21 protein-coding genes and 2 pseudogenes are annotated in these 25,341 nt (G+C 72.9%); 12 read left to right on the forward strand and 11 right to left on the reverse strand.

The features are described from left to right. The first annotated feature begins 80 nt into the window (after positions 1–80). The 3 genes from ACLQ2V_RS01100 to ACLQ2V_RS01110 all read left to right on the forward strand — a co-directional run bounded on the left by ACLQ2V_RS01100 (position 81) and on the right by ACLQ2V_RS01110 (position 1,756). Positions 81–407: a hypothetical protein gene (locus ACLQ2V_RS01100; protein WP_425716435.1), complete on the forward strand. Its 327-nt coding sequence runs from the start codon at positions 81–83 to the stop codon at positions 405–407. A gap of 182 nt (positions 408–589) precedes the next feature. Continuing rightward, positions 590–955 carry a PH domain-containing protein gene (locus tag ACLQ2V_RS01105; protein ID WP_425716436.1) on the forward strand — a complete coding sequence of 122 codons (366 nt, stop codon included), beginning with the start codon at positions 590–592 and terminating at the stop codon, positions 953–955. Positions 956–1,036: 81 nt separating this feature from the next. Further along, positions 1,037–1,756: a SanA/YdcF family protein gene (locus tag ACLQ2V_RS01110; RefSeq protein ID WP_425716437.1), complete on the forward strand. Its 720-nt coding sequence runs from the start codon at positions 1,037–1,039 to the stop codon at positions 1,754–1,756. A gap of 24 nt (positions 1,757–1,780) precedes the next feature. On the opposite strand, the gene ACLQ2V_RS01115 is transcribed toward ACLQ2V_RS01110, so the two are convergent. The 6 genes and pseudogenes from ACLQ2V_RS01115 to ACLQ2V_RS01140 form a co-directional block, all read right to left on the reverse strand. Continuing rightward, positions 1,781–2,689: an alpha/beta hydrolase gene (locus tag ACLQ2V_RS01115; RefSeq protein ID WP_425716438.1), complete on the reverse strand. Its 909-nt coding sequence runs from the start codon at positions 2,687–2,689 to the stop codon at positions 1,781–1,783. A 75-nt stretch (positions 2,690–2,764) separates the two neighbouring features. Next, complete coding sequence (locus ACLQ2V_RS01120) at positions 2,765–3,391, reverse strand: histidine phosphatase family protein (protein WP_425716439.1); 627 nt, start codon at positions 3,389–3,391, stop codon at positions 2,765–2,767. Between the two features lie 186 nt (positions 3,392–3,577). Then, positions 3,578–3,982, reverse strand: coding sequence for a CPCC family cysteine-rich protein (locus tag ACLQ2V_RS01125; RefSeq protein WP_425716440.1), 405 nt, complete (start codon positions 3,980–3,982; stop codon positions 3,578–3,580). A gap of 187 nt (positions 3,983–4,169) precedes the next feature. Further along, the gene (ychF, locus tag ACLQ2V_RS01130; protein WP_425716441.1) at positions 4,170–5,255 is read right to left on the reverse strand and encodes a redox-regulated ATPase YchF; all 1,086 of its coding nucleotides are present in this window, start codon (positions 5,253–5,255) and stop codon (positions 4,170–4,172) included. A gap of 59 nt (positions 5,256–5,314) precedes the next feature. Then, entirely contained in the window at positions 5,315–6,061 is a 747-nt protein-coding gene (locus ACLQ2V_RS01135) for a Type 1 glutamine amidotransferase-like domain-containing protein (RefSeq protein WP_425716442.1), read from the reverse strand. A 284-nt stretch (positions 6,062–6,345) separates the two neighbouring features. Then, a pseudogene (locus tag ACLQ2V_RS01140) lies at positions 6,346–6,756 on the reverse strand (hypothetical protein); the annotation flags it as partial. A gap of 250 nt (positions 6,757–7,006) precedes the next feature. Between ACLQ2V_RS01140 and ACLQ2V_RS01145 the strand changes: the two are divergent. Then, positions 7,007–8,494 (forward strand): AlkA N-terminal domain-containing protein, encoded by a 1,488-nt coding sequence (locus ACLQ2V_RS01145; protein ID WP_425716443.1) that lies wholly within the window; start codon positions 7,007–7,009, stop codon positions 8,492–8,494. Then, positions 8,491–8,985, forward strand: a pseudogene (locus ACLQ2V_RS01150) (methylated-DNA--[protein]-cysteine S-methyltransferase); the annotation flags it as partial. The gene ACLQ2V_RS01145 and the pseudogene ACLQ2V_RS01150, both read left to right, overlap by 4 nt. Before the next feature lie 140 nt (positions 8,986–9,125). Here the strand turns inward: ACLQ2V_RS01150 and ACLQ2V_RS01155 are convergent. Then, positions 9,126–10,715, reverse strand: a complete 1,590-nt coding sequence (locus ACLQ2V_RS01155; RefSeq protein WP_425716444.1) for a hypothetical protein — start codon at positions 10,713–10,715, stop codon at positions 9,126–9,128. A gap of 381 nt (positions 10,716–11,096) precedes the next feature. Here ACLQ2V_RS01155 and cysC point away from each other — a divergent pair, with 381 nt between their 5' ends. Then, complete coding sequence (gene cysC, locus ACLQ2V_RS01160; RefSeq protein ID WP_425716445.1) at positions 11,097–12,626, forward strand: adenylyl-sulfate kinase; 1,530 nt, start codon at positions 11,097–11,099, stop codon at positions 12,624–12,626. 134 nt (positions 12,627–12,760) lie between these two features. Beyond that, positions 12,761–13,837: a galactose-1-phosphate uridylyltransferase gene (galT, locus tag ACLQ2V_RS01165; RefSeq protein ID WP_425716446.1), complete on the forward strand. Its 1,077-nt coding sequence runs from the start codon at positions 12,761–12,763 to the stop codon at positions 13,835–13,837. 265 nt (positions 13,838–14,102) lie between these two features. On the opposite strand, the gene ACLQ2V_RS01170 is transcribed toward galT, so the two are convergent. From ACLQ2V_RS01170 to ACLQ2V_RS01180, 3 genes are all read right to left on the reverse strand, one after another. Then, a complete protein-coding gene (locus ACLQ2V_RS01170; RefSeq protein ID WP_425716447.1) occupies positions 14,103–15,317 on the reverse strand; it encodes an NADP-dependent isocitrate dehydrogenase in 1,215 nt (404 codons plus the stop codon). A 304-nt stretch (positions 15,318–15,621) separates the two neighbouring features. After that, complete coding sequence (locus tag ACLQ2V_RS01175) at positions 15,622–16,572, reverse strand: malate dehydrogenase (protein ID WP_425716448.1); 951 nt, start codon at positions 16,570–16,572, stop codon at positions 15,622–15,624. 102 nt (positions 16,573–16,674) lie between these two features. Further along, on the reverse strand, positions 16,675–17,535 hold the full coding sequence (locus ACLQ2V_RS01180) for a bifunctional methylenetetrahydrofolate dehydrogenase/methenyltetrahydrofolate cyclohydrolase (protein ID WP_425716449.1): 861 nt from the start codon (positions 17,533–17,535) through the stop codon (positions 16,675–16,677). Between the two features lie 458 nt (positions 17,536–17,993). Between ACLQ2V_RS01180 and ACLQ2V_RS01185 the strand changes: the two genes are divergently transcribed. The 5 genes from ACLQ2V_RS01185 to ACLQ2V_RS01205 all read left to right on the forward strand — a co-directional run bounded on the left by ACLQ2V_RS01185 (position 17,994) and on the right by ACLQ2V_RS01205 (position 23,625). Further along, positions 17,994–19,598, forward strand: coding sequence for a peptide ABC transporter substrate-binding protein (locus tag ACLQ2V_RS01185; protein WP_425716450.1), 1,605 nt, complete (start codon positions 17,994–17,996; stop codon positions 19,596–19,598). Positions 19,599–19,680: 82 nt separating this feature from the next. After that, complete coding sequence (locus tag ACLQ2V_RS01190; protein ID WP_425716451.1) at positions 19,681–20,619, forward strand: ABC transporter permease; 939 nt, start codon at positions 19,681–19,683, stop codon at positions 20,617–20,619. Beyond that, a complete protein-coding gene (locus tag ACLQ2V_RS01195) occupies positions 20,612–21,568 on the forward strand; it encodes an ABC transporter permease (protein WP_425716452.1) in 957 nt (318 codons plus the stop codon). The genes ACLQ2V_RS01190 and ACLQ2V_RS01195 overlap by 8 nt, the downstream gene beginning before the upstream one ends. A 4-nt stretch (positions 21,569–21,572) precedes the next feature. Next, positions 21,573–22,610, forward strand: coding sequence for an ABC transporter ATP-binding protein (locus ACLQ2V_RS01200; RefSeq protein ID WP_425716453.1), 1,038 nt, complete (start codon positions 21,573–21,575; stop codon positions 22,608–22,610). Further along, on the forward strand, positions 22,594–23,625 hold the full coding sequence (locus ACLQ2V_RS01205) for an ABC transporter ATP-binding protein (protein ID WP_425716454.1): 1,032 nt from the start codon (positions 22,594–22,596) through the stop codon (positions 23,623–23,625). Before ACLQ2V_RS01200 ends, ACLQ2V_RS01205 begins: the two co-directional genes overlap by 17 nt. Positions 23,626–23,763: 138 nt before the next feature. On the opposite strand, the gene purH is transcribed toward ACLQ2V_RS01205, so the two are convergent. Continuing rightward, positions 23,764–25,335, reverse strand: coding sequence for a bifunctional phosphoribosylaminoimidazolecarboxamide formyltransferase/IMP cyclohydrolase (gene purH, locus ACLQ2V_RS01210; protein WP_425716455.1), 1,572 nt, complete (start codon positions 25,333–25,335; stop codon positions 23,764–23,766). Positions 25,336–25,341: the final 6 nt, after the last annotated feature.

Here is a 25,341-nt window from a genome sequence, read left to right on the forward strand (position 1 = left end):
GCGGGTAGGGATTTCGGTGCGGGAGGCACTAATGCTCCCGTAGAGGATGAACCCTTACGAAACCCCCATTCGGAGCTGACATGACCACGCCGAGCACCGCCACCCACCCGACCGACCACGTCGACCACCGTCCGGGCCACGACGTGCACCACGCCCCCCGACACGGCGACGAGACCAAGCCCTCGTGGAAGACCAGCGAGCTGGCCATCTACGTGCTCGCCGTCATCGGCGTCCTGATCGCCTCGGCCACCGTCGGCGACGGCGCGGCCGAGAACGGTACGGACTACTTCGCCGCCGACAAGGCCTGGTGGTACATCACCCTGCTGACCATCGGTTACCTGATCAGCCGGGGGCTGGCCAAGTCCGGCAGCCACACCCGCGACAGCGACCCGCGCACCAAGCGGTAGGCGCGCCGGCGTCCCCGAGCCCCGCCTACGCGTCGTCGACGCCCGGCGGGGCTCCGTGCGTCCGTGGCTACCATCCGCAGGCGCATGACGGCGAATTCCTCGACCCCCTGCCGATACCCGTGTACGACGCGACGGACGGACGACGGACGGGACGTTGGCGCGACCGACCTACCGTGGGATGCATGGCCAACGCGACTTATGACCGCAAGGAGCAGTTCCAGCAGATCCAGAGCGGGCTGCTCGACCGGGAACAGATCATCGCCGTCTACGACGCCGTGGGCACCGGCACCGGGTTCATCGGCCTGACCGACCGGCGGGTGATCATCCAGGACCGGTCCTTCGTCGGGAAGCGGTTCGCGATCACCAGCATCCCGTACTCGAAGATCACCAGCGTGAGCGTGGTGAGCAACAAGTCGTGGGGCGGGGAGTTCTTCTCCACCGGGTCGATCGCCATCCACGTCGGCACCCACACGTACGAGGTCGAGTTCCGAGGCGCGCAGAAGAGCCACCACGTGCACAACGTGATCCTGCACTACATCTCCTCCTGACCATCCCGTCGACGGGTGCGTCTGTTGTTGCCGGGGCAGCACCAAACGCACCCGTCGGTCGCCCCTGGGATACTTGGCCGCATGCGGCGTCGACTCTCCACCTTGCTCACCCGGCTGCCTACCGCCGGGGGTCGGCGGGCGCGCTGGCTGCGCCGGGCCGTCGTCGCGGCCGTGGTCGGCGCGGTGCTGCTCACGGGCGCCACCGTGGCGAGCGTGTCCTGGATCCGCGGGACGGCCGACGGGCATCTCTACGCCGAGGCGGAGGTCCCCGAGGCCCCGGTCGCGCTGGTGCTGGGCACCAAGGTCCACCCGGACGGGACGCCGTCGCCGTTCCTCACCGCCCGCCTGGAGATCGCCCGCCGGCTGCTCGCCGCCGGCCGGGTGCGGGCGATCCTGCTCTCCGGCGACAACATGAACCCCGGCTACGACGAGCCGACCGCGATGCGGCGCTGGCTGCTCGACCAGGGGGTGCCGGCGGAGCAGATCGTGCTCGACTACGCCGGCTTCGACACGTACGACTCGTGCGCCCGCGCGAAGCGGATCTTCGGGGTGGAGCGGGCCACGGTGGTCACCCAGTCCTTCCACCTGCCCCGCGCCGTGGCGGTCTGCCGGCGGCTCGGCATCGACGCCGCCGGGGTCGGCGACGAGACCGCCCGCCGGTACGAGCGGACGTGGCAGGTCAGCTCCACCCGCGAGTACGGCGCGTGCGTGAAGGCGGCGGTCGACGTGCTCTCCGGCCGCGACCCGGCCCACCTCGGCCCCCGGGAGACCGGCGTGCAGGACGTGCTGAGCCGCGCCTGACCCCGGTCCTCGGGGCCCTCTCGCTCAGTCGGAGCCGGGTCGGCCGGGCGGCAGCAGCGCGTCGAGCCAGCTCAGCATCGCCGCCTCGTACTGCGGGCTGATGTCGTCAAGGGTCTCGCCTTGGTCCAAGGTCGGGTAGTGGTCGCAGCCGTCGAGCCGGCAGACGGTGGGCGCGACGGCCGCCCCGGCGGTGGCCCGCCGCCAGGCGGTGACGCTGTCGTCGATCGGGACCCACCCGTCGGTCGCCCCGTAGAAGAGCAACGTCGGGCAGCTCACCCGGGCGAAGACGGGCACCGGGTCGAAGTCCATGTCCCGCCAGGTGCCCGGCCGGTCGGGCAGCTCACGCGGCACGTACGCCAGGGGGAACCACGGGCGCTCGGCGGCCCGGTCGACGACCGCCTGGGCCCGGGGCCGGTCGAGCTCACCCCGCTGGTACGCCTCCATCGTCGCCCGCAGCCGACCCAGCTCGGCCACCTCGGCGTCGCCGTACCCGTGCCCGCGCAGCTGCTCGGCGGTGCCGTAGCGCATCTGGGCCGCCGGGCTGACCCCGCTGCTGGAGACGAGCACGAGGAAATCGACCAGGTCGGGGCGGAGCGCGGCGGTCAGCGGGGCCGCCCACGCGCCCTGACTGAGCCCCCACAGCCCGCTCGGCACGTCGCCGACGTGCCGGCGCAGGGCCCCGAGGGCCACCGCCGCGTCGGCCGCCTGGTCGGTCAGGGGGACGTCGCGGCCGGCCAGCCGGGGTCGGCGGTCGAAGCGCAGCACCGCGATCCCCGCGCCGGGCAGCAGCCGGGCCAGGTGCTCGTAGCAGAAGTACGACCGGTGCCCGGCCTCGGCCGCGTGCAGCACCACGATCCCGCCCCGGACCGGCCCGACGGGCAGGTCGACGGTCGCCGGCAGCCGCCCGCCGCCGCTTTCGAGAGCGACCTCCACGCCGCCACCTCCCTGGGTAAGTCGGGCGTGACCTTGGACGTTACCGATGCCCGGGAACTCGCTTGGTCGGGTGGGTCAGGAGACGTCGCTGAAGCGGCGCAGGGTCCAGCGGGGCGGGGGCCAGCCCGTCGGGTCGCCGTCGGTGGTCCACTCGGTGACCGAGGCGAGGGCCACCTCCATGTCGAACCCCCGGAAGATCGGCTGGGAGGCGAGCGCGTGGAAGGAGCCTTCGACCGTCTCGGTGTGACCGACCAGCACGACGTTGCCGCCCCGGTGCCGGTGGGCGATGTCCATGATCGCGCGGCTGACCCGTACCACCAGCTCCGCCCAGGTCTCGTTGCCCTCCTCGAACGGCCGGAACACCCCGCCGCCCTCAGTCGCGTGACCGTTCTGGAACTGGGACATCGGCAGCCCGTCCGCGTACGGCGGGGTGTGCCAGGCGCAGAGCCCGCAGTCCGCCACCGGGCTGACGCCCAGCGCCGAGGCGATGGGCCAGGCGGTCTCGACCGCGCGGCGCAGCACGGAGGAGTAGACGGCCACCGGGCCGGCGACCGCGAGATCGTCGGCGAGTCGCTTGGCCAGCCGGTCTGCCTGCTGATGGCCCGTTTCGGTCAGGCCCCGGCAGCCGTGCGGGCCACCGACGACCCCCTCGACCTGGTGCACCGACTCACCATGCCGAACGAAGAGCAGCCGAGTTCGCATCACGTCATCATGCAGCGCATTGGCTGACCTGTCGATCAAGGATCACCCATGGAGTCCATTCGGACCTCGGGGGCGGCCTTGGAAAGCCGCTCGCTCCGGCCAACCCGCCCTTACGCCATCCCAAACAGGACGTATGTCCTATTCGCGGAAATTACCGTAGGCGACCCTGAGACAACGGAGCGAGTTTCATTCTTCAGCCGTCTCGGGCGTCGATCGGCGGCGTCTGCGCTGCGCCCAACGGGCTTGTCGCTCGGCATACGCGCGCCGTGCATCTGCCAGGCTGACCGGCCGGGCGGCGTAGGCACGCCGCGCATCCGTCAGACTGAGCGAACCGTTGGGGCCGCCCCGCACCGTGTCAGCGTCTTCGTCGTCCTGCCCGTCGTCCTCCCAATAGCAGGCGAAGCAGATCTCGAACTGACCTCGCCCATCGAGCGTCGGGTGCCGGCAGCAGGGACACGCGTACGGTCCGCCACCCGCTTTGGCCACTACAGATCGATGGTTCAACGCCTCCATGTACTGCTCAAACCATTTGGCGCGGCGCGCGAGATCTTCTGCCGACGGCTTTTCCTGCTTACCGGCAGGTTCGTCCATCCGCCGTGCCTCTCGTCGTCGCTCCAGTTAAGTGTCGAGCGCACACAGATTGCCCTGCCGCAGGGCGGCGGTGCTACCGCTTTCGCCCCGACGCCGCAAAGCACGTGGATGGCGCCGACCTGATGACGCCCCCGAATGTGCCCCGAGCGAGGGCACATTCGAGTGAGCTGTGAAAACGGGGTCGGATTCAGACGTTGAACCTGAACTCCACGACGTCGCCGTCCTGCATGACGTAGTCCTTGCCCTCGATGCGGACCTTGCCCGCCGCCTTCGCCGCCGCCATCGACCCGGCCGCGACCAGGTCGTCGAAGGAGACCACCTCGGCCTTGATGAAGCCGCGCTGGAAGTCCGAGTGGATGACCCCCGCGGCCTCCGGGGCGGTCGCGCCCACCGGGACCGTCCAGGCCCGCGACTCCTTCGGCCCCGCCGTCAGGTACGTCTGGAGCCCGAGCGTGCGGAAGCCGATCCGGATGAGCTGGTTCAGGCCGGGCTCGTTCTGCCCGATCGACTCCAGCAGCTCGCGGGCCTCCTCCTCGGGCAGGTCCACCAGCTCCGACTCGATCTTCGCATCCATGAAGACGGCCTCGGCCGGGGCGACCAGGGCGCGCAGCTCGTCGAGGAACGCGGCGTTGGCCAGCTCGGCCTCGTCGACGTTGAAGACGTACAGGAAGGGCTTCATGGTGAGCAGGTGCAGCTCGCGCAGGTGCTCCACCTCGATCTTGGCGGCGGCGGCCCCCGAGTAGAGCGTGGTGCCGCCGTCGAGGACCTCGATGGCCTGCTTCGCGGCGGTCACGGCGGCGGCCCGGTCCTTGCGGAGCTTGGCCTCCTTCTCCAGCCGGGGCAGCGCCTTGTCCAGGGTCTGCAGGTCGGCCAGGATCAGCTCGGTGTTGATCGTCTCGATGTCGTCGGCCGGCGAGATCTTGCCGTCGACGTGCACCACGTTCGGGTCGGAGAAGGCCCGCACGACCTGGCAGATCGCCGCCGCGTCCCGGATGTTGGCGAGGAACGCGTTGCCCCGGCCCTGCCCCTTCGAGGCGCCCCGGACCAGGCCGGCGATGTCGACGAACGACACCGGGGCCGGCAGCACCTTCTGCGAGGAGAAGATCTCGGCCAGCTTGTGCAGCCGGTCGTCCGGCAGCCCGACCACGCCGACGTTGGGCTCGATCGTGGCGAACGGGTAGTTCGCCGCGAGCACGTCGTTCTTGGTCAACGCGTTGAACAGGGTGCTCTTGCCGACGTTGGGCAGGCCGACGATGCCGATGGTGAGACTCACGACCAGCCAGCCTACGCCGGTCACCGCCAGCGCCGGGCAGGCGACCCCTCCACAAGCCGTCAGGCGGGCCAGGCGGTGAGCAGCCGGGGCTCGATCCGGGTCTCCCGTACGCCGCCGTCGGCCTGCCGGCCGACCTCGTACGCGGCGACGCCCTCGCGGTCGGCGACCGCCTCGACCAGCCGGGTGCCCCGGTAGACCAGCCCCACCCCGTCGTCGGTGCAGTGGCTGGTCGGCAGCGTGCCGTCGGCGACCAGCCCGTGCATCAGCGGTCGCCGCTGGTCCTCGCTGTCGTAGTGCACCCCGTTGCCGTACGGCAGCCAGCCCAGGCCGTCGGTGAAGCCGCGCAGCCGGGGGCCGAAGCTGTCGGTCGCGCCGCCGAGGTGCCAGCAGATCGAGCCGGCGGAGACCCCGGCGAGCACCACCCCGGCCTGCCAGCACTCGTGCAGGATCTCGTCGAGGCCGTGCACCCGCCACACCGCGCAGAGGTTGGCCACACTGCCGCCGCCGACCCAGATCACGTCCTGGGCGAGCAGGTGGGCGCGGACGTCGTCGACGTTCGGCATCGGGAAGAGCGCCAGGTGCGACGCCCGGAACCGGGTGCCGGCGAACGCCCCGTAGACGGCGCTGATCGAGGCCGCCGGGTCGCCGACGGCCTGGCCGAGGTAGCAGAGCCGGGGCGCGGGGCCGGCCTGGGCCAGCTCGGCGGCCAGCTCGAAGACCGGGCCGGGGCGCAGGTCGGTCGGGCCGCGACGGCGGCTGACGAAACCCATGCTGGTGGCGATGATGGTCGGCTCGCTGGCGGGCACGGCGGTCCTCTCCTGGGCGTTCCTCCTGCGGTCGGTGCGGGAGCCGCCGCCCCGGGCCCGAGGCCCCGAGCCCGCCGGCCGTCGCCGCACCGAAGAACTCATCCTGCCAGCAGCCGAGCCTCTCCGGTGCCCGGCCCGACCGCCGCCCGCCCGGGAGCCGCCGGCTCCCGCCCAAGGGTCGCCTCCCGCCCGAGGCCGGCGCTCGGGTCCCGCCCGGCGGAGCCGGAGCGCTCCCCCGCCGGCAGCGCCCGTTCGGTGATCCCCGACAGCTCGTGGGTGACGAACTCCCGGCGGGCCGTCGGCGGCAGCTCACGGGCCGCCGCCGCCGGCAGCGCGAACCGGTACGCGGCGGACGGGCCCGCCGCCTCGGACTCGCCGAGCATCCAGCGCACCTCGTCGACCGTCCAGCCCAGGCCGCAGCGACCCGCGACCTCCCGGACCAGGCGCAGCCCCACCCGGGTGTCGTCGTCGTAGAAGCGCATGCACCAGTGGTGCGCCCACATGCCGAGGGCGCGCAGGCCGGCGGCGTCGAGCGAGGCGGCGAGCCGGCCGCACGCCGTGTCCCGGAACGCCCGCCCCGGGTCGTCAGCCCGGTCCCGCTCCATCGCCCCGTACGCCGCCGGGGCGACCGCCCGCATCCGGTCGTAGAAGCCCTGGGCGACCCCACGGTCGACCCGCGCCCGCCCCGATCGCATCAGCGGACACCTCGCCCGGCCACGCTCGCCATCGCCCGCACCCTTCTTGAGTTGGTGGCGGGACGGTACCGGCCCCTACCGACACTTTCTCCGCTCGTGGGGCCGGCCGGCCTTTCCGGGCTGTTCGCGGCGTTCCCTTCCGAACCCCCGGCCGGGTCCAAGTCACCCCCACGGCCAGGCCGATCCACTCCCACGGCCAGGTCCGATTTCCGCGCGCCGCGGGGCCGGGCGGCGGGGCAGTATCGGTGCCGTGGAGTTGGACTTCGAGCACTGCTACCGGGCCGTGGACAGTCGTGACCAGCGGTTCGACGGCTGGTTCTACACCGGCGTCACGTCGACCGGGATCTACTGCCGGCCGTCCTGCCCCGCGACGACGCCGAAGCGGCACAACGTCCGGTTCTTCCCGTCCGCCGCCGCCGCGCAGGGGGCCGGGCTGCGCGCCTGCCGCCGCTGCCGCCCGGAGGTCGCGCCGGGCTCGCCCCAGTGGGACGTCCGGGCGGACGTGGTGGGTCGGGCCATGCGGCTGATCGCCGACGGCGTCGTCGACCGGCACGGCGTGCCGGGGCTCGCCGCCCGGCTCGGCTACACCGAGCGTCACCTGCACCGGATGCTCCGCGACGAGCTGGGTGCCGGGCCGCTGGCGCTGGCTCGGGCGCAGCGCGCGCAGACGGCCCGAATCCTGATCGAGACGACCGGACTCGGGATGGCCGAGATCGCCTTCGCGGCCGGCTTCGGCAGCGTCCGGCAGTTCAACGACACGATCCGCGAGGTGTACGCCGCAGCCCCGTCCGAGCTACGTAACTCCCCCGGTCGGCGGCCGGTCGACGGCGGGGCGGGCACCATCGGCCTGCGGTTGGCGTACCGGCCGCCGTTGCACGCGGCGGCGCTGCTGGACTTCCTCGCGCTGCGGGCGCTGCCCGGGGTGGAGGAGGTGCGCGACGGGACGTATCGCCGGGGGTTGCGGCTGCCGCACGGCCCGGCGGAGGTGGCGCTGACGCCGGTCGCCGGGCACGTGGCGGCGACGCTGCGCCTGGCCGACCTGCGCGACCTGGCCCCGGCGGTGGCCCGCTGCCGCCGGCTGCTCGACCTCGACGCCGACCCGACCGCCGTCGACGGCACCCTAGCCGCCGACCCCGCCCTGGCCGCGCGGGTCGCGGCGGAGCCCGGGGTACGTCTCCCGCGCGCCGTCGACGGTGTCGAGATGCTGCTCCGGGCGATCGTCGGGCAGCAGGTCTCGCTGGCCTCAGCCCGCACCACTATCGCCCGTCTCCTCGCCTCGACCGCCACCGCTGTCGATCATGAGGATGGCGGCCACGCCACCGGCGCGACGCGGCGCCAACTTCATGATCACGGTGGCTTGCTGCGGGGGTTCGTCAGCGCGGAGGAGTTGTTGGCGGCCGGCGACGACGCGTTCCGGATGCCGGTGGCCCGGCGGGAGACGATCCGGGCGGTGGCGCGGGGCGTCGCCGAGGGCAACCTCGACCTCGACCCGGGTGGCGACCGGGAGGAGACCGTGCGGCGGCTGCTCGCGGTGCCCGGGATCGGCGCGTGGACGGCCGGGTACGTGGCGATGCGCGCCCTCGGCGACCCCGACGTCTTCCTCCCCACCGACCTGGCCGTCCGGCGGGGCGCCGCCGCCCTCGGCCTCCCCACCGACCCGACGGCCCTCGACGCGTACGCGAGACGCTGGCGTCCCTGGCGCTCGTATGCCGTGATCAGACTATGGAGAGCAGCATGAACGTCACCCTCGACTGCGTGGTCGTCGACACCCCCGCCGGCCCGCTGAGCATCCTGGCCGGCCCCTCCGGCGCGGTCCGGGCAGCCGGCTTCACCGCCGCCCCGCAGACGCTGCTGCCGTTGGTGCACCCGGGGCTGCACGGCCCGCTGCGGCGGCGGGGCGACCTCGGCCCGGTCACCGCAGCGGTCGCGGCGTACCTCGGCGGCGAGTTGACCGCGATCGACGCGGTGCCGGTGGAGCAGCACACGGGCGGGGTCTTCCTGGCGCACGCGTGGCAGGTGCTGCGCGCGGTGCGGCCGGGCCGGCCGGTGACCTACACCGCGTACGCTGGGCTGGCCGGTCGACCGGCGGCGGTCCGCGCCGCGGCGGCGGCCTGCGCCCGCAACGCCGCCGCCCTCTTCGTGCCGTGCCACCGGGTGCTGCGCACCGACGGGAGCCTCGGCGGGTACCGCTGGGGGCTGGACGTCAAGCGGTGGCTGCTCGCCCACGAGGCGGGTGCGGGAGGGACCCGCACCGGCAGCGGCACCGGCAGCGGCAGCGGCAGCGGCAGCGGCGTAGGAGACCACGCCGGGAACGGGCCGCAGGCCGCACTGCTCTCCCCGCCGTCCTGAGCTTGCCGACGGGGTGCCCGTCAGGGCCGGCGCAGGGGCACGCTCTCCGCGCGTAGGTCCTGGCGGAGCCGGTCCACCGCGCGGCCGAAGCCGAAGAACGCCGCCAGCAGCAGGGCGGCCATCCCGGCGAAGACCGGGACGGTGAACGCCGGGCCCTGGTAGGGGCCGTCGAACTGGGACCGCGTCACGACCGACGCGAGGATCTGGGCGGAGAGCATCCACGCGGCGGGCCCCAACACCAGCAGCGCGACCCGCCCGCCGATGTCCGGCCGGGCGATCGACGGCCCGGAGGGTGCCGCGACGCCGGGACCGGGAGCGGCCGGGGCGACAGCATCGGCGGCAGCCGAGGCCACATCGGAAGCGGTCGGGGCGGGACCGGGAGCGGTCGGGGCGGAGGTCGGGACGGCGTCCGATGCGGTGCCGATCGACGCGGTGGCGGCGAAGGCCGTGCCGAAGCCGAACGCCAGGCCCAGGCCGAGGACCGTCAGCAGGGGCATGACGATGTCCACCGAGGGCAGCTCGGCGCGCACCACCGGGGCCGACATCGGCAGCGCCACGGCGGCCACCAGCAGGCCGAGCGCGTCCCACGGCAGCAGCCGGGGCGCGTGCCGGGCCAGCATCGCGCCGACCGCGACCGCCGCGACGCCGACCGCCGTGATCAGGCACGCCCGCCCCGGCGCGGCGCTGAAGCTCAGCCGGACCCCGTAGAGGGAGATCGGGCCGGCGGCGACGCAGAGCACCACCCACCGCGCCCCGACCGCCCGGCCGAGACGGTACGCGTACCCGAGCAGGACCAGCCCGACGACGACGGCGAGCACGACGGCGGAGAAGTACTGGAACCCCTGGACGGCCTGCTCCCGGCGCGGCCCGGCCAGCCCGTCGGGGCTGAGCCGGAACTGCTGCACGACCCACCAGCGGACGGTCAGCCCGACCAGGGCGAGCGTCGCGGCGACGCCGACGACCAGCAGCGGCCCCGGACGGAACCGGCCGGCGAACGCGGGCCCCGTCACGCGGGCCCGCCGCCAAGCGACCGCCATGGCACCGACGGTGAGCAGGACGGGGAGCCAGAGCTGCACCTCCGGCCGGGGGCCGTGGGACTCGGTGCCGGGCAGCAGGAGCACCGCCAGCGCGGTGCTCACCGGGTGCAGTACCAGGCCCCCGGCCAGCCCGGCGGCGACCAACCGACGGCCCGGCCGCGACGCCTGCCCGACGGCCAGCAGGGCACCGCCCAGCGCCAGCCCCGTGCCCGCCACCCCGACGAGGGCGGCCAGCAGCAGCCCCGGCGCGGGCGACGAGGTGGGCAGCAGGTGCGCGCCGCCCGCGACCGCAAGGTCGGTCAGGAAGGTCAGCAGCAGGCCGCCGAGGGCGACCGGCCAGCCGGGCAGCCTGGGCAGCAGCGCCGGCAGGGTCACCGCCACGGCCACCGCCAGGCAGGCCAACACGGCCGGGCGCAGCGGCTGGCCGCCCCGGACGAGGTCGACGAAGCCGGACTGGGCGGCCAGCGGCACGCCTCGCCCCGCGAAGACCACCCCCACCGCGAGCGCCGCCGCCGCGTCGACCAGCATCGTCGGATCGCGCCCGATCGCGCGCACCCCCGTCGCCTCGCCCATGGATGGCCTCCCCCGCGTCCCCGGACGCAGCGATGGTGACACGGGCCCACTCCCGGCCGCTGTCCCGTTCACGCCAGACGAACGAAACAGACCATCCCGAGGCGGGTGGCACGACGGGCGAAACGATGGATCTCGGTAGCAGCCGGCCCCGCCAGGGGCCGAGATCGACCAAGATCTACCCGAGGGCTCGGGTCCGACCGGTGGCCGGCGGATCCGGGGGGCCGGTCGGCCGGTCGACCGCTACGCTCCGGGGAGGCCCCGCCCCGCCGCGCGCCGCCGCCTGACCGGTCCCGAGTCCCTTCGCGACGGTAAGGGGGCGGTGCTCTCGACCGATCGCCGGTCGGCTGAGAAACTGTGGGCCGGCCAGTAGTGGGGGGTGCGATGAGCAACGGGTGGGTGCTGCCCGACGAGGTGCTTCGGGACGCGCCGGCGTACACGCCGCGACCCGGGGAACTGGCCGATCTGGAGTTGTTGCTGATCGGGGCGTACGCCCCGCTCACCGGCTTCATGACCCGCGCGGACCTGGCCTCGGTCAGCCGGCGTGGCCGGCTCGCCGACGGCTCGTCGTGGCAGGTCCCGGTGGCGTTGCAGGTGCCGACGTCACTCGTCGCCGGCCTGAACCTGGCCGATCCGCTGCGCCGGACGCTGGTGCTGACCGACGGCGAGGGGGCCCCGGTCGCGTCGCTGGAGGTCGCCGACGCCTGGCCGGCCCGCGAGGGCGTCGCCGGGGTCGGTGGGACGGTGCGTCGCCTCGGCGACGGCGGTCACGGGCCGTTCCAGCGGCTGCGCCGCGACCCGGCGGAGATCCGGGCGCTGCTGCCCCAGGGGCGGGTGCTCGGCGTCTTCGCCGATCGGCCCCTGCACCGGCCGCAACTGGCCCAGATCGCCCACGCCTCGCGCACCCTGGGCTCGCACCTGCTGATCATGATTCCGGTCGGCGAGGGCACGACCCGGGGGCTGCCCTCCGAGGCGCTGGTCCGCGCGGTCTTCGCCGCCCGGGACCGGATGCCCCCGGCGACCCTGGTCGCGGTGCCGGTGGCCCGCCGCCGCGACGAGATCAGCGACGCCCTGCTCCAGGCCCGGGTGGCCGCCGCGTACGGGGTGACCCACCTGCTCTCCACCAGCGAGATGCTCTCCGGCGCGGGCCTGCGGGTGCTGGTGCCCCGGGAGCTGGCCTACGACAGTCGCGACGGGCAGTGGCGCTGGCGGGAGGACATCCCGCCGCGCAACCGGCGGCTGGCGTTGAGCCAGGCGGAGATCGACGACCTGCTCGACCGGGGTTTCCCACTGCCGGAGTGGCACACCCCGCCGGCCGTGGCCAAGGAGCTGACCCGGGCCCGGCCGGCCCGGCGGCACCGTGGGCTGGTGGTCTTCCTGACCGGCCTCTCCGGCTCCGGCAAGTCGACCATCGCCCGTGGCCTGTCCGACCTGCTGCGCGAGCAGGGCGACCGGACGGTCACCCTGCTCGACGGCGACGTGGTGCGCCGCGAGCTCTCGGCGGGGCTGACCTTCAGCAAGGCCGACCGCGACGTCAACGTCCGGCGGATCGGCTGGGTCGCCGCCGAGATCGCCCGGCACCGGGGGGTCGGCATCTGCTGCCCGATCGCCCCGTACGCGCAGGCCCGCGCCGCCGCGCGGGAGATGGCGCAGGCGGCCGGCGCGGGTTTCGTGCTGGTGCACGTGGCGACCCCGATCGAGGTCTGCGAGCAGCGCGACCGCAAGGGCCTCTACGCCCGCGCCCGCGCCGGTTTGCTCACCGGGATGACCGGCGTCGACGACCCGTACGAGGTGCCCACCGACGCCGACGTGGTCGTCGACACCAGCGGGCTGTCGATCGACGAGGCGGTGGACGCGGTGATGCACCACCTGACCGAGACCGGGTGGGTGGAGCCCCGACTCCAGTCGACCTGACCCCCGGCCGGTTGACAGCGGGCGTTGCCCGGGTACCCGGGGTGCTCGGGCCGGCCGTGGTGGGCCCGGGCGAGACCACGCGCGCGTCGGGGCCCGGACGGGCGTCGAGCGCGCCGAGGAGAGGCGACGGCGCAGTGAAGCGTACGACGATCGAGCTGGCCGACGGCCGGGAGCTGATCTACTTCGACGAGCGGGACGACGCGGTCCGTGACCAGCCGGACCGGCGGGAGCTGCCGCCGCCCCCGCCCGCGTCCCAGCTCCGGTACGACCCGCTGACCGACGAGTGGGTGGCGGTCGCCGTGCACCGGCAGACCCGCACCTTCCTGCCCCCGGCCGACCAGTGCCCGCTCTGCCCCTCCCGCGACGGCCGGCTCAGCGAGATCCCCGCCCCGGCCTACGACGTGGCCGTCTTCGAGAACCGCTTCCCGTCGCTGAGCCAGCGCATCGCCGAGGAGCCGGGCCAGATCACCCCGTTCACCCCGGTCCGGCCCGGTCAGGGCCGCTGTGAGGTGGTCTGCTTCACCGACGATCACGACGCCTGGTTCGGCACCCTGCCGCCGAGCCGGGTGCGTACCGTGCTGGACGCCCTCGCCGACCGGACGGCGGCGCTGGCCGAGCTGCCCGGGGTGGAGCAGGTGTTCTGCTTCGAGAACCGGGGCGTGGAGATCGGGGTCACGCTGCACCACCCGCACGGGCAGATCTACGCGTACCCGTTCGTCACCCCGCGCACCCGGTCGATGCTCGGCGCGGCCCGCCGGCACGCCGAGCGCACCGGCGGCGACAACCTCTACGCCGACGTGCTGGCCGCCGAGCGGGCCGCCGGCACGCGCGTGGTGGCCAGCAACGAGCACTGGACGGCGTACGTGCCGGCGGCGGCCCGCTGGCCGTTCGAGGTGCATGTCGCCCCGCACCGGCCGGTGCTCGACATCCCGGCGCTCAGCGACGCCGAGCGGGACGCCTTCGGCCCGCTCTACCTGGACGTGCTGCGCCGCTTCGACGGCCTCTTCGACGCCCCGATGCCCTACATCGCGGCCTGGCACCAGGCCCCGGTGCGCATCGACCGGGAGCTGGGGCACCTGCACCTGCAGCTGTTCAGCATCCGGCGGGCGGCGGACAAGCTGAAGTACCTGGCGGGGTCGGAGTCCGGCATGGGGGTCTTCATCAACGACATCGCCCCGGAGCGCGCCGCCGAGCTCCTGCGCGCCGCCTGAGCCCCGCCCCCGCCGGGCCTGAGCCCGCGGCGCCGGCGGGCGACGCGCAGGCGCGCAAACAGGGCGCGGGGGGCCCGGTCACGGGCCCCCCGCAGGGAAGGGACGGGCTGGCTGTGTGCGACAGCCGGGAGGGCCGGCCGATCGGCACTCGCGTGGCGAGGCGACCGGCGGCGGCCTTCCTGGACGCGGCTGGCACCACGTCCACTCAGCTCAACGAGGCAGGCGGGCCCCCGGTGACGCGGGCCGCCGCGCGCTCGCGGGTGGCTCAGGCCAGCCGGCGGGCCAGGTTCTCGTCCAGGGCGTTCATGAACTCGTCGGTGGTCAGCCACGGGGCGTCGCGCGAGATGAGCAGCGCGAGGTCCTTGGTCATCTGGCCACCCTCGACGGTGTCGACGATGACCTGCTCCAGGGTGTCGGCGAACTCGGTGACCGCCGGGGTGCCGTCCAGCTTGCCCCGGTGGGCCAGGCCCCGGGTCCAGGCGTAGATCGAGGCGATCGGGTTGGTCGAGGTCTTCTCGCCCTTCTGGTACTGCCGGTAGTGCCGGGTGACGGTGCCGTGGGCGGCCTCCGCCTCGACGGTGCGACCGTCCGGGGTCATCAGCACCGAGGTCATCAGGCCCAGCGAGCCGAAGCCCTGGGCGACGGTGTCGGACTGCACGTCACCGTCGTAGTTCTTGCAGGCCCAGACGAAGCCGCCCTCCCACTTCAGCGCGGCGGCGACCATGTCGTCGATGAGCCGGTGCTCGTAGGTGATGCCGGCGGCGGCGAACTCGGCCTTGAACTCGTTCTCGAAGACCTCGGCGAAGAGGTCCTTGAACCGGCCGTCGTAGGCCTTGAGGATGGTGTTCTTGGTCGACAGGTAGACCGGGTAGCCGCGGTCCAGGCCGTAGCGCAGGGAGGCGCGGGCGAAGTCCCGGATCGAGTCGTCGAAGTTGTACATGCCCATGGCGACGCCGCCGCCGGGGAAGTTCGCGACCTCCATCTCGACCGGGGCGGAGCCGTCGGCCGGGGTGTAGGTGATGGTCACCGTGCCCGGGCCGGGGACCACGAAGTCGGTGGCCTTGTACTGGTCGCCGTGGGCGTGCCGGCCGATGATGATGGGCTTGGTCCAGCCCGGCACCAGGCGCGGCACGTTCGACATGATGATCGGCTCACGGAAGACCACGCCGCCGAGGATGTTGCGGATGGTGCCGTTCGGCGACCGCCACATCTTCTTCAGGCCGAACTCCTCCACCCGCGCCTCGTCCGGGGTGATGGTGGCGCACTTGACGCCGACGCCGTGCTGCTTGATGGCGTTGGCGGCGTCCACGGTGACCTGGTCGTCGGTGGCGTCCCGGTGCTCGATCGAGAGGTCGTAGTAGTGCAGGTCGACGTCGAGGTAGGGCAGGATCAGCTGCTCCCGGATCTGCTTCCAGATGATCCGGGTCATCTCGTCGCCGTCGAGCTCCACGACCGGGTTGTTTACCTTGATCTTCGCCATCGACCGGCGCTCCTCTCGGGGGACACGTGCTATAGCAGTACGAGCGTACTGGAAACCGGCCGGTAACTCTCGGCCGGCCTGGCGTCCGCCGGGAAAACGGGACGCACGGCACAGCCGACGCCCCACCCACGCCGACGATGCCGGCACGCCGCGCAACCGGTCTATCACGCGCGCCGCGCCGCCCGCCGGGTAGGGGCCGGCCCCGTCGCCGGGTAGGGGCCGGCGAGGGACCGGCCGCAGCGCCGCGACCGCGCCCGACGCGCGTACGTCAACGCGGGCGCTCCGCGCGGCCCGACCGCCCGGCTCACATGTCGGCGACGTCGGCCTGTTTGGCGCGGACGGCCTCGGCGGCGGCCCGGAGGCTGGCCAACTCGTCGGCGTCCAGCTCCGTCTCGACGACCCGGCGCACTCCCCCGGCCCCGATCTCGGCCTCGACGCCCAGGTAGACCCCGGAGATGCCGTACTCGCCGTCGACCCAGGCGCAGACCGGCAGCACCGCGCCGGAGTCCTCGGCGACGGCCTTGGCCATCCGGGCGGCGGCGGCCGACGGGGCGTAGTACGCCGAGCCGGTCTTGAGCAGCGCGACCACCTCGGCCCCGCCGTTGCGGGTCTTGTCGACCAGCTCCTCGATCTGCCGGGCGGGCATCGCCTCGCGCAGCGGCCGGCCCTCCACGGTGCTGCGGGACGGCACCGGGACCATGGTGTCGCCGTGCGAGCCGAGGGTCAGCGTCCGCACCGAACGCACCGGCACGCGCAGGGCCTCGGCGACGAAGTTGGTGAACCGGGCGGTGTCGAGCATCCCGGCCTGGCCGAGCACCCGCCCCTTGGGGAAACCGCTGGCGAGCTGGGCCAGCGCCGTCATCTCGTCCAGCGGGTTCGACACGACGATGACGACGGCGTCCGGGGCGTGCCGGGCCACGCTCTCGGCGACCTGACGGACGATCCTGGCGTTGGTCGCCAGCAGGTCCATCCGGCTCATGCCCGGCTTGCGCGGCAGCCCGGCGGTGATCACCACGACGTCCGAGCCGCCGATGGCCTCGTACCCCTCGCCGTTCGGGCCGGTGGTGACGCCGACGACCGTGGTCTCGAAGTCCTCCACGGGGCGCGACTGGTTGAGGTCCAGGGCCAGGCCCGCCGGCCGGCCCGCCACGATGTCGGTGATCACGACGGTGTCGAAGACGTCGTACTCGGCCAGGCGCTGCGCCGTGGTGGAGCCGTAGAACCCGGCCCCGACGACAGTGACCTTCTTCCCCATGGCCGCCCACTCCCTGTAACCGTTCGGTGAACCGACCGTATCAGTCGGCCCGGTGCCGACCGGGGCGAAACCGGCCACGGTCGGCGGGACGGGGACGGGCGGTCAGCCGCGCTCGGCGCGCTCCACCACGTTGGTCAGCAGCATGGCGCGGGTCATCGGGCCGACGCCGCCCGGCATCGGGACCACCCGGCCGGCGACCTCCGCGACCTCGGGATCCACGTCGCCGGTGTAGCGGCCCTTGCCGTCCTCGCCGATCACCCGGGTGATGCCCACGTCGACCACCGTCGCGCCGGGGGTGATCATGTCGGCGGTGAGCAGCCCCGGCACCCCGGCCGCGACGATGACGATGTCCGCCCGGCGGGTGTGCGCGGCCAGGTCGAGCGTGCCGGTGTGGCAGAGGGTCACGGTGGCGTTCTCGCTGCGCCGGGTGAGCAGCAGGCCGAGGGGGCGCCCCACGGTGTTGCCCCGGCCCACGACGGCCACGTCGGCGCCGCGCAGCGCCACGTCGTAGCGCCGCAGCAGCTCGACGATGCCGCGCGGGGTGCAGGGCAGCGGGCCGTCGTAGCCGAGGACCAGCCGGCCGAGGTTGACCGGGTGCAGGCCGTCGGCGTCCTTGTCCGGGTCGATCATCTCCAGCGCCCGCTGGGTGTCCAGATGGCCGGGGAGCGGAAGCTGGACGATGTAGCCGTGGCAGGCCGGGTCGGCGTTGAGCTCGGCGAGGGTGTCGTCGACCTGCTGCTGGGTGGCGTCGGCGGGCAGCTCCCGGCGGATCGAGGCGACCCCCACCTCGGCGCAGTCGCGGTGCTTGCCGTTGACGTACGCCTGGGAGCCCGGGTCCGCCCCGACCAGGACGGTGCCCAGCCCCGGGGTGATGCCGCGCTCCGCCAGTGCCTTGACCCGCGTCCGCAGCTCGTCCTTGATCTGCGCCGCGGTCGCCTTGCCGTCCAGGATCGTCGCCGTCACGCCCAGATCGTCTCACGTCCCGGGCGCCCGGTTCGGGCGACCCGGGACCGGGCCCGGCGCACCCGGCCGCCGCTGCGACCGCGCATCGACTCGTGACCGTCCGTCACGTGTCGATAGTCACTCACCGTCACAAGCTGTTCGGCTCGCCACACCGGGAGCCAGACGACGGGGGACTAAGGGCTTCTAGACGGATAGCCGGCTCCAAAGGTGACGCCGAGGCGTCCCGGGTCGGGAACCCCGCAAATCGACCCGGCAAATCCCCTGCCTATTGCCGATTGACCGGTCGGCGTTAGCAGAGTCGCCGGGCGTCGACAAGCCGGTGGCGGGCCCTCCGTCGCCGCCCCACGGCACCCGCTTTGCCGACCGGCACCGCGCCGACCTACCGTTGCCAATCGTTGCGCAGCGTTACCCCAGCGCCGGGCCCGACCGCGCAGCGTGAGGACAACGAGGGAGACCAAATGCGTGTTCGTAGGCTTGCCGCCTGGACCGCTCTCCCGCTCGCGGTGACCCTGGGCCTGGTGGCCTGCGGCTCGGGCGGCGACGGCGGATCCGGCGAGAGCGACCCCAACGCGGCCGTGCGGATCGAGATCGCCGAGCCGCAGCACCTGGTGCCGACCAACACCAACGAGACCAGCGGCTCGCAGGTGCTCAGCGCCCTGTTCAGCCCGCTGGTCGACTACGACGAGGCGAACAAGCCGTACGAGGTGGCCGCCGAGTCGGTGACGTCGTCGGACAACATCGTCTGGACGGTGAAGCTCAAGGACGGCTACACCTTCCACAACGGCGAGAAGGTCGTCGCCGACAACTACATCGACGCCTGGAACTACGGCGCGTACGCCCCCAACGGGCAGAACTCCAGCTACTTCTTCGAGAAGTTCGCCGGCTACGACGACCTGCAGGGCGAGCAGCCGAAGGCCAAGACGCTGAGCGGGCTGAAGAAGGTCGACGACCTGACCTTCACCGTCACGCTGGCCCAGCCGTACAGCGAGTTCCGCACCATGCTCGGCTACACCGCGTTCTACCCGCTGCCGAAGGCGGCCTTCTCCGCCCCCGGCGTGCTGGCCGAGGGCTACGAGCAGGCCCCGATCGGTCAGGGCCCGTTCCGGATGAAGGGCACCTGGCAGCACGACGCCAAGGTCGAGGTGGAGAAGTACGACGCCTTCCCCGGCGAGCAGCCGAAGGTGGCCGGCGTCGAGTTCCGGATCTACCAGCAGCCGACCGCCGCGTACGCGGACGTGCTGTCGGACAACCTCGACGTGATCAAGACGATCCCGACCGAGAACCTCTCGACCGCCTCCACCGACCTCGGCGACCGGTACCTGCAGAGCTCCGCCTCCTCGCTCAACGTGCTGGCCTTCCCGACCTTCCAGAAGGAGTTCAGCAAGCCCGAGGTGCGCAAGGCGATCTCGATGGCGATCGACCGCGAGGAGATCACCAAGTCGATCTTCAAGGACTCGCAGCAGCCGGCCCGCTCCTTCGTCTCGCCGGTCGTGGCCGGCTACCGGGAGAACACCATCGGCGCCGCCGGTGAGTTCGACCCGGCGAAGGCCAAGGCGGCGTACGAGGCCGCGGGCGGCCCGAAGAAGATCGAGCTGTCGTACAACGGCGACGGCGGGCACAAGGACTGGGTCGACGCGACCTGCAACCAGCTCAAGGCCAACCTGGGCGTGGACTGCGTGGGCAGCGCCGAGCCGAAGTTCGCGGACCTGCTGACCAAGCTCAAGGCCAAGCAGCCCGTCGGCCTGTTCCGGATGGGCTGGGTCATGGACTACCCGTCCATGGAGAACTACCTGGGCCCGCTGTACAGCAGCAACGGCTCGTCGAACTACTACGGCTACAGCAACGCGGAGTTCGACAAGCTGCTGGCCGAGGGCGCGCAGGCCAAGAGCGAGGAAGAGGCGATCAAGAAGTACCAGGCCGCCGAGGACCTGCTGGCCGAGGACATGCCGGTGATCCCGCTGCGGTACGGGCAGAACAACTTCGGTCACTCGACCAAGGTCGCCAACGTGGAGATGGACCTGTTCGACCGGGTCAACCTGTTGAAGATCGAAGCCATCAAGTAATTCGCGGACGGAACGGGTCGGGCCGGCACCAGCTGGCCCGACCCGCCACGCGCTTTGCCCCTTTTCAGGAAGACTGCTCAGTATGCTCCGCTTCATTCTGCGGCGACTGCTCCAGATGGTCCTGGCCTTCTTCGGGACCACGCTGATCGTCTACGCGCTGATGTTCGCCGGTCAGGGCGACCCCATCCAGGCACTCGCCGGCGAGCGCCCGGTGACGGCCGCCCAGCGGGCATACCTCACGGAGAAGTTCAACCTCGACCGCACCGGCGTCGGCGGCTTCTTCTACCGCTACTTCGACTACCTGAAGAACCTGCTCCAGGGCGACCTCGGGCAGTCGCTGACCGGCCGGCAGATCGGTGACATCCTCGCCGCCGCCTGGCCGGTCACCGTCAAGCTCGCGTTGATCGCGATGGCGGTGGCGGTGCTCTTCGGGGTCACCGCCGGCGTCGTCGCCGGGATCCGCCGCGCCGGCATCTTCGACAACTCGACCCTGGTGCTGACCCTGCTGGTGCTCGGCATCCCGACCATCGTGCTGGCCCCGCTGGCGCAGTACTTCTTCGGCGTGAAGTGGCAGCTCTTCCCGCCCACCGCCGGCGCCGACCCGGACCTGCGCTCGCTGCTGCTGCCCGGCATCGTGCTCGGCTCGCTCTCGCTGGCCACCGCGCTGCGGCTGACCCGGACCTCGGTCGTGGAGAACATGCGCGCCGACTACATCCGCACCGCCCGGTCGAAGGGCCTGGTCAAGCGGCGGATCGTCACGGTGCACGTGCTGCGCAACTCGCTCATCCCGGTGATCACCTTCCTCGGCGTCGAGCTGGGCAACCTGATGAGCGGCGCGATCATCACCGAGGGCGTGTTCAACATCCCCGGCATCGGCTTCAACCTCTTCCGCGGCATCCGCACCGAGGACGGCCCGCTGGTGGTGGGCATCGTCAGCGTGCTGGTCGTGGTCTACCTCGTCTCCAACCTGGTGGTGGACGTCCTGTACGCCGTACTCGACCCGAGGATCCGCTATGAGTGACTTCGAGACCGTCGCCGCGACGGAGAACCAGGCCGCGCGGCGGGGGGTGTCCGGCGAGCCCGGCACGCCGGGTCGGGTCGGCGAGCCGCAGAAGCCGCGCAGCCTTGCCGGCGACGCCTGGCGGGACCTGCGGCGCAGCCCGATCTTCTGGCTCAGCCTCACCCTGGTCGTGCTGGTCTCCGCCATGGCGATCGTGCCGGCGCTCTTCACCGCCAACGACCCGCGCGACTGCGTGCTCTCCCGCCAGCACGCCGGGCCGTCCGGCGGGGCCATCTTCGGGTACGACTTCCAGGGCTGCGACACGTACTCCCGGGCGGTCTACGGCGCTCGGGCGTCGCTGCTGGTGGGCGCGCTCTCGGCGCTGCTGACCGGCGTCATCGCGCTGGTCGTCGGGATGCTCGCCGGGTACTTCGGCGGTTGGATCGACGCGGCGCTCTCCCGGGTGATCGACATCGTCCTCGGCATCCCGCTGCTGCTGGCCGCGATCGTGCTGCTCAAGCGGGTCAGCAGCAGCAGCGACAACGTCCGGCTCTTCGCGGTGATCTTCGTGCTGGCGGTCCTGGGCTGGACCACGGCGGCCCGGGTGGTCCGCTCCTCGGTGATCACCGCCAAGGAGCAGGACTACGTGGCCGCCGCCCGGATGCTCGGCGCCGGCAACGGCCGGATCATGTGGCGGCACATCCTGCCCAACGCGCTCGCCCCGGCGGTCGTGGTGCTCACCATCGCGCTCGGCTCCTTCATCTCCGCCGAGGCGACCCTGAGCTTCCTCGGCATCGGCCTGAAGGCGCCGACGATCTCCTGGGGCATCGACATCGACGCCGGCCGGGTGCACATGCGGGAGTCCGCCACGCCGCTGGTGGTGCCCTCGGCGTTCCTCGCGCTGACCGTGCTGGCCTTCATCATGCTGGGCGACGCGATCCGCGACGCCTTCGACCCGAAGCTGCGGTGACACGATGACCTACCCCGTTGCCCGGCCGACGCCGGCCTCCCCCACCCCGCCGGGGGGCCACCTGCTGGATGTCCGGGACCTGCACGTCGAGTTCCACACCGGCGAGGGCGTGGCCCGGGTGATCAACGGCGTGTCGTACCACCTGGATGCCGGCGAGACCCTCGCCGTGCTCGGCGAGTCCGGCTCCGGCAAGTCCGTCACCGCCCAGGCGATCATGGGGATCCTGGACACTCCGCCGGCCCAGGTGCGCTCCGGCCAGATCCTCTACCAGGGCCGGGACCTGCTGCAACAGTCGGAGGAGCAGCGCCGCCAGGTGCGCGGCAAGGAGATCGCGATGATCTTCCAGGACGCCCTCTCCGCGCTGAACCCGGTCTTCCCGGTCGGCTGGCAGATCGGCGAGACGCTGCGCCAGCGCGCGGGGATGTCCCGCGCCGCCGCCCGCGCCCGCAGCATCGAGCTGATGGACCTGGTACGGATCCCCGCCGCCGCGAACCGGCTCGGCGACTACCCGCACCAGTTCTCCGGCGGGATGCGCCAGCGCGTCATGATCGCCATGGCGCTGGCGCTGAACCCGAAGGTGCTGATCGCCGACGAGCCCACCACCGCGCTGGACGTCACCGTGCAGGCCCAGATCATGGACCTGCTGACGGAGCTGCGCCGCGACCTCGACATGGCGATGATCCTGATCACCCACGACCTCGGCGTCGTGGCCGGCGTCGCCGACCGGATCGCCGTCATGTACGCGGGCCGGATCGTCGAGCACGCCGACGTGCGCTCGCTGTACCGGTCGCCGGCCCACCCGTACACCAAGGGTCTGCTGGAGTCGATCCCGCGCCTGGACATGCGCGGTCGGGCCCTCTCGACGATCCGCGGGCTGCCGCCGAACCTGATGCGCATTCCCTCCGGCTGCCCGTTCCACCCCCGGTGCCCGTACGTCCAGCAGGTCTGCGTCGACGTGGTGCCGCACGACCTGGTCCTCGGCGACGGCCGGACCAGCGCGTGCCACTTCGCCCAGGAGGTCCGTGATGACAGCGCCCGCTAGCCCGGCCAAGGTGCGCGGCGAGGCGATCCTCACCGTCGACAACCTGGTCAAGCACTTCCCGATCCACCGGGGGGTGCTGTTCCAGCGTCGGGTCGGCGCGGTGAAGGCCGTCGACGGGGTCAGCTTCGAGCTGCGCCGGGGCGAGACGCTCGGCGTGGTCGGCGAGTCCGGCTGCGGCAAGTCGACCCTGGCCCGGCTGCTGATGCGGCTGGAGACGCCCACCTCCGGCCGGGCCACGCTGGAGGGCAAGGACCTCTTCGGCTCCTCCGGGGCCGAGCTGCGCCGGCTGCGGCGCAACATGCAGATGGTGATGCAGGACCCGTACACCTCGCTGAACCCGCGGATGACCGTCGGCGACATCATCGGGGAGCCGTTCGACATCCACCCGGACGCCGCGCCGAAGGGCAGCAAGCGTCGGCGGGTGCGGGAGCTGCTGGACGTGGTCGGGCTGAACCCGGAGCACATCAACCGCTACCCGCACCAGTTCTCCGGCGGTCAGCGCCAGCGCATCGGCATCGCCCGCGCGCTCGCCCTGCGCCCCGAGATCATCGTCTGCGACGAGCCGGTGTCGGCCCTCGACGTCTCCATCCAGGCCCAGGTGATCAACCTGCTGGAGAACCTCCAGGACGAGCTGGGCCTGTCGTACATCTTCATCGCCCACGACCTGTCGGTCGTGCGGCACATCTGCGACCGGGTCGCGGTGATGTACCTCGGCAAGATCGTCGAGATCGGCACCGAGGACGAGATCTACGAGCGGGCCACCCACCCGTACACCCAGGCGTTGCTCTCGGCCGTGCCGGTGCCCGACCCGGAGGCCCGCGACGACCGCAACATCATCCGCCTCACCGGCGACGTGCCCAGCCCGGCCGACCCGCCCAGCGGCTGCCACTTCCGCACCCGCTGCTGGAAGGCCCAGGAGGTCTGCGCCCGCGAGGAACCCCACGCGGTCCCCCGCGCCGCGGACCCCCACCCCTCGGCCTGCCACTTCGCCGCCCTCCGCCCCACCCCCCGCTGACCCCACCCACCCCCCGAACGAGCGGGTTGATCAAGAGGTTTGCGTCACGTTCGATCTCTGAGTTGACGCAAACCTCTTGATCAACGCGGCGGGGGTGGGTGGGGTGGGGTGGGTGGGGTGGGTGGGGTGGGGTGGGGGTCAGTGGGAGAAGTGGCGGGTGGAGGTCAGGTACATCGTTACGTTGGCGGTCTTGCAGGCGGCGATGACCCCCTCGTCGCGGATCGAGCCGCCCGGTTGGACGATCGCCGTGACGCCCGCGTCGATGAGGAGCTGCGGGCCGTCGGCGAAGGGGAAGAACGCGTCCGAGGCGCAGACGGCGCCCTTCGCCCGGTCGGCGCCCGCCCGGGTGACCGCCAGCCGCGCCGAGTCGACCCGGTTGACCTGGCCCATGCCGACGCCGACCGTGGCGCCGTCGCGGGCCAGCAGGATCGCGTTGCTCTTCACCGCGCGCACCGCCCGCCAGGCGAACACCAGGTCGCGCAGGGTGTCCTCGTCGGCCGCCTCGCCGGTGGCCAGCCGCCAGTTCGCCGGGTCGTCGCCGTCGGCGTCGATCCGGTCGGCCAACTGCACCAGCACCCCGCCGGTGACCTGCCGCCACTGCGCCGGCAGCGGGGCGTACGCCGGGGCGCGCAGCAGCCGGATGTTCTTCTTGCCCTGCAGGGCCTCCACCGCGCCGGGCTCGAACTCCGGGGCGACCAGGACCTCGGTGAAGATGTCGGCGACCTGCCGGGCCAACTCCACCGAGACGGGCCGGTTGACGGCGATGACCCCCCCGAACGCGGAGACCGGGTCGCAGGCGTGCGCCTTGCGGTGTGCCTCGGCGACGTCGCCGCCGACGGCGATCCCGCACGGGTTGGCGTGCTTGATGATCGCCACGGCCGGCTGGTCGGGGAAGTCGTTCGCCGCCCGCCACGCGGCGTCCGCGTCGACGTAGTTGTTGTACGACATCTCCTTGCCGTGCAACTGCTCGGCCTGGGCCAGGCCGGGCGGGCTGCTCGGGTCGGTGTAGAGGGCACCGGCCTGGTGCGGGTTCTCGCCGTAGCGCAGCACCGACCCGCGGCGCAGGGAGAGCCCGGCGAACTCCGGCCAGCCCTGCGCGTCCGGGGCCAGGGTCGCGGCGCACCAGTCGGCGACGGCCACGTCGTACTCGGCGATGGCGGCGAACGCGCGGGCCGCCAGCGCCCGGCGCTGGGCCAGGGTGAACCCGCCCTCCGCGACGGCCGCCAGCAGGGCCGGGTACGCGGCCGGATCGGTGACCACGGCGACGCTGGCGTGGTTCTTCGCGCCCGCGCGGACCATGGCCGGACCGCCGATGTCGATCTGCTCGACGCACTCCTCGACGCCGGCGCCGGAGGCGACGGTGGCCTGGAACGGGTAGAGGTTGGAGACCAGCAGGTCGATCCCCGCGATGCCGTGCTCGTCGAGCTGGGCGGCGTGGGAGTCCCGACGCAGGTCGGCCAGGAGGCCGCCGTGGATCGCCGGGTGCAGGGTCTTCACCCGGCCGTCGAGGATCTCGGGGAACCCGGTCACCGACTCCACCGGGGTCACCGGCACCCCGGCGTCGGCGATGGTCGACGCGGTGCTGCCGGTCGAGACGAGCTGGACGCCGGCGGCGTGCAGGGCGCGGGCCAGCTCGACCAGGCCGCTCTTGTCGTAGACGCTGACCAGCGCCCGTCGGATCGGGCGGCGCGCGGCCTCGGCGGAACTCACGGAAGC

This window comes from Micromonospora sp. DT233 (assembly GCF_049841815.1).
Lineage (GTDB): Bacteria > Actinomycetota > Actinomycetes > Mycobacteriales > Micromonosporaceae > Micromonospora.

Coding starts and splice junctions, on each gene's coding strand:
- ACLQ2V_RS01155 (WP_425716444.1), bottom strand. CDS start 10,715: ATGGGCGAGGCGACGGGGGTGCGCGCGATCGGGCGCGATCCGACGATG.
- ACLQ2V_RS01170 (WP_425716447.1), bottom strand. CDS start 15,317: ATGGCGAAGATCAAGGTAAACAACCCGGTCGTGGAGCTCGACGGCGAC.
- ACLQ2V_RS01110 (WP_425716437.1), top strand. CDS start 1,037: ATGCGGCGTCGACTCTCCACCTTGCTCACCCGGCTGCCTACCGCCGGG.
- ACLQ2V_RS01100 (WP_425716435.1), top strand. CDS start 81: ATGACCACGCCGAGCACCGCCACCCACCCGACCGACCACGTCGACCAC.
- ACLQ2V_RS01185 (WP_425716450.1), top strand. CDS start 17,994: ATGCGTGTTCGTAGGCTTGCCGCCTGGACCGCTCTCCCGCTCGCGGTG.
- ACLQ2V_RS01175 (WP_425716448.1), bottom strand. CDS start 16,572: ATGGGGAAGAAGGTCACTGTCGTCGGGGCCGGGTTCTACGGCTCCACC.
- ACLQ2V_RS01195 (WP_425716452.1), top strand. CDS start 20,612: ATGAGTGACTTCGAGACCGTCGCCGCGACGGAGAACCAGGCCGCGCGG.
- ACLQ2V_RS01120 (WP_425716439.1), bottom strand. CDS start 3,391: ATGCGAACTCGGCTGCTCTTCGTTCGGCATGGTGAGTCGGTGCACCAG.
- cysC (WP_425716445.1), top strand. CDS start 11,097: ATGAGCAACGGGTGGGTGCTGCCCGACGAGGTGCTTCGGGACGCGCCG.
- ACLQ2V_RS01205 (WP_425716454.1), top strand. CDS start 22,594: ATGACAGCGCCCGCTAGCCCGGCCAAGGTGCGCGGCGAGGCGATCCTC.
- ACLQ2V_RS01200 (WP_425716453.1), top strand. CDS start 21,573: ATGACCTACCCCGTTGCCCGGCCGACGCCGGCCTCCCCCACCCCGCCG.
- ACLQ2V_RS01105 (WP_425716436.1), top strand. CDS start 590: ATGGCCAACGCGACTTATGACCGCAAGGAGCAGTTCCAGCAGATCCAG.
- ACLQ2V_RS01125 (WP_425716440.1), bottom strand. CDS start 3,982: ATGGACGAACCTGCCGGTAAGCAGGAAAAGCCGTCGGCAGAAGATCTC.
- ACLQ2V_RS01190 (WP_425716451.1), top strand. CDS start 19,681: ATGCTCCGCTTCATTCTGCGGCGACTGCTCCAGATGGTCCTGGCCTTC.